Source organism: Sporocytophaga myxococcoides DSM 11118 (assembly GCF_000426725.1).
Lineage (GTDB): Bacteria > Bacteroidota > Bacteroidia > Cytophagales > Cytophagaceae > Sporocytophaga > Sporocytophaga myxococcoides.
The window spans coordinates 1-2,500 of sequence record NZ_AUFX01000020.1 but is presented as its reverse complement, the minus strand read 5'-3'; the positions used below and the strand labels follow the sequence as shown (position 1 = coordinate 2,500).

Here is a 2,500-nt window from a genome sequence, read left to right as displayed (position 1 = left end):
GCACCATCTGGTAAGGCTAAATACTACTGAGAGACCGATAGTGAACCAGTACTGTGAAGGAAAGGTGAAAAGTACCCTGAATAAGGGGGTGAAATAGAACCTGAAACCGTACGCTTACAACCTGTCGGAGGGGTTTTTGCCCTGACGGCGTGCCTTTTGCATAATGAGCCTACGAGTTACTCCTCACTGGCAAGGTTAAGATTATAGATAATCGGAGCCGGAGCGAAAGCGAGTCTGAACAGGGCGTTCAGTCAGTGGGGGTAGACGCGAAACTTTGTGATCTACCCATGACCAGGATGAAGTGCCGGTAACACGGCATGGAGGTCCGAACTGGTAAACGTTGAAAAGTTTTCGGATGAGTTGTGGGTAGGGGTGAAAGGCTAATCAAACTGAGAAATAGCTCGTACTCCTCGAAATGTTTTTAGGAACAGCCTTGTGGTCGAGTCTGAAAGAGGTAGAGCTACCAATAGGACTAGGGGGAGTCAAATCCTACCAAATCCTGATGAACTCCGAATGCTTTCAGATATACACAGGAGTGAGGGCTGGGGTGCTAAGGTCCCAGTCCAAAAGGGAAAGAACCCGGATCAACAGCTAAGGTCCCCAAATCTATTCTAAGTTGAACTAAGGAGGTTCAGCTGCAGAGACAGCCAGGAGGTTTGCTTGGAAGCAGCAATTCCTTTAAAGAGTGCGTAACAGCTCACTGGTCGAGCGGCAGAGCATCGATAATAAACGGGCATCAAGAATAGTACCGAAGCTTTGGGATTGCAGCAATGCAATCGGTAGAGGAGCATTCCAAACAGCGGCGAAGGCGAATCGTAAGGTTTGTTGGAGCGTTTGGAAAAGCAAATGTAGGCATAAGTAACGATAAAATAGGTGAGAAACCTATTCGCCGATAGACTAAGGTTTCCTGATCAACGTTAATCGGATCAGGGTTAGTCGGGACCTAAGGAAAAGCCGAAAGGTGTATTCGATGGACAACTGGTTAATATTCCAGTACTTGCATTAAGAGCGATGGAGAGACGGAGTAGTGAAAGGTCTGCGCACGGACGGAAGTGTGCGTTAAAGCCAGTAGGTATAAGTTTTGTAGGAAAATCCGCAAGACTTGCTGAAGGTGATAGTACCGTGAGGCTTCGGCCAAATGGATAATGACCCTAAACAGACTTCCAAGAAAATCTTCTAAGCATATTTTAATGGAACCCGTACCGCAAACCGACACAGGTAGTCAAGGAGAGAATCCTGAGGCGCTCGAGTGAATCACGGCCAAGGAACTCGGCAAAATAACCCTGTAACTTCGGGAGAAGGGGAGCCTACCCAGCGATGGGAGGTCGCAGAGAAATGGCCCAGGCGACTGTTTAACAAAAACACATGGCTTTGCGAAATCGAAAGATGAAGTATAAGGCCTGACACCTGCCCGGTGCTGGAAGGTTAAGGGGGGAGGTTAGCAGCAATGCGACGCCTTGAACTGAAGCCCCAGTAAACGGCGGCCGTAACTATAACGGTCCTAAGGTAGCGAAATTCCTTGTCGGGTAAGTTCCGACCTGCACGAATGGTGTAACGATCTGGGCGCTGTCTCAGCCGTGAGCTCGGTGAAATTGTAGTCCCGGTGAAGATGCCGGGTACCCGCAACGGGACGGAAAGACCCCATGAACCTTCACTATAGCTTTACATTGACTCTGGGTAAAGGATGTGTAGGATAGGTGGGAGGCTGTGAACTGGTGCCGCTAGGTATCGGGGAGCCAACGTTGAAATACCACCCTTTCTTTACTTGGAGTCTAATCCCAAGCATTTGGGAGACAATGTATGGTGGGTAGTTTGACTGGGGTGGTCGCCTCCAAAAAAGTAACGGAGGCTTTCAAAGGTACCCTCAGCACGCTTGGTAACCGTGCGTAGAGTGCAATAGCAAAAGGGTGCTTGACTGTGAGACAGACAAGTCGATCAGGAACGAAAGTTGGATATAGTGATCCGGTGGTTCCGCATGGAAGGGCCATCGCTCAAAGGATAAAAGGTACTCTGGGGATAACAGGCTGATCTCCCCCAAGAGCTCACATCGACGGGGAGGTTTGGCACCTCGATGTCGGCTCGTCACATCCTGGGGCTGGAGAAGGTCCCAAGGGTTCGGCTGTTCGCCGATTAAAGTGGCACGCGAGCTGGGTTCAGAACGTCGTGAGACAGTTCGGTCCCTATCTGTTGTGGGCGTAAGAAGCTTGAGAGGACCTGACCTTAGTACGAGAGGACCGGGTTGGACGAACCGCTAGTGTATCTGTTGTGCCGCCAGGTGCAGCGCAGAGTAGCTACGTTCGGTCGAGATAAGCGCTGAAAGCATCTAAGTGCGAAACTCACCTCAAGATGAGGCTTCTTTATAAGGGTCGTCATAGACGATGACGTTGATAGGTTGCAGGTGTAAAGACAGTAATGTCCTAAGCTGAGCAATACTAATTACCCGTAGACTTTCCGTTAGCGCTGTGTGTTATAGTATATATCTTTTTCTCAGATGTTGTCA

Annotated in this window: 1 rRNA gene (cut by a window edge); it reads left to right on the top strand. The window is 49.4% G+C overall.

Annotated features, from left to right (window positions below):
- Positions 1-2,456, top strand: a 23S ribosomal RNA gene (locus K350_RS0118240) (it extends 432 nt beyond the left edge of the window).
- Positions 2,457-2,500 lie beyond the last annotated feature (44 nt).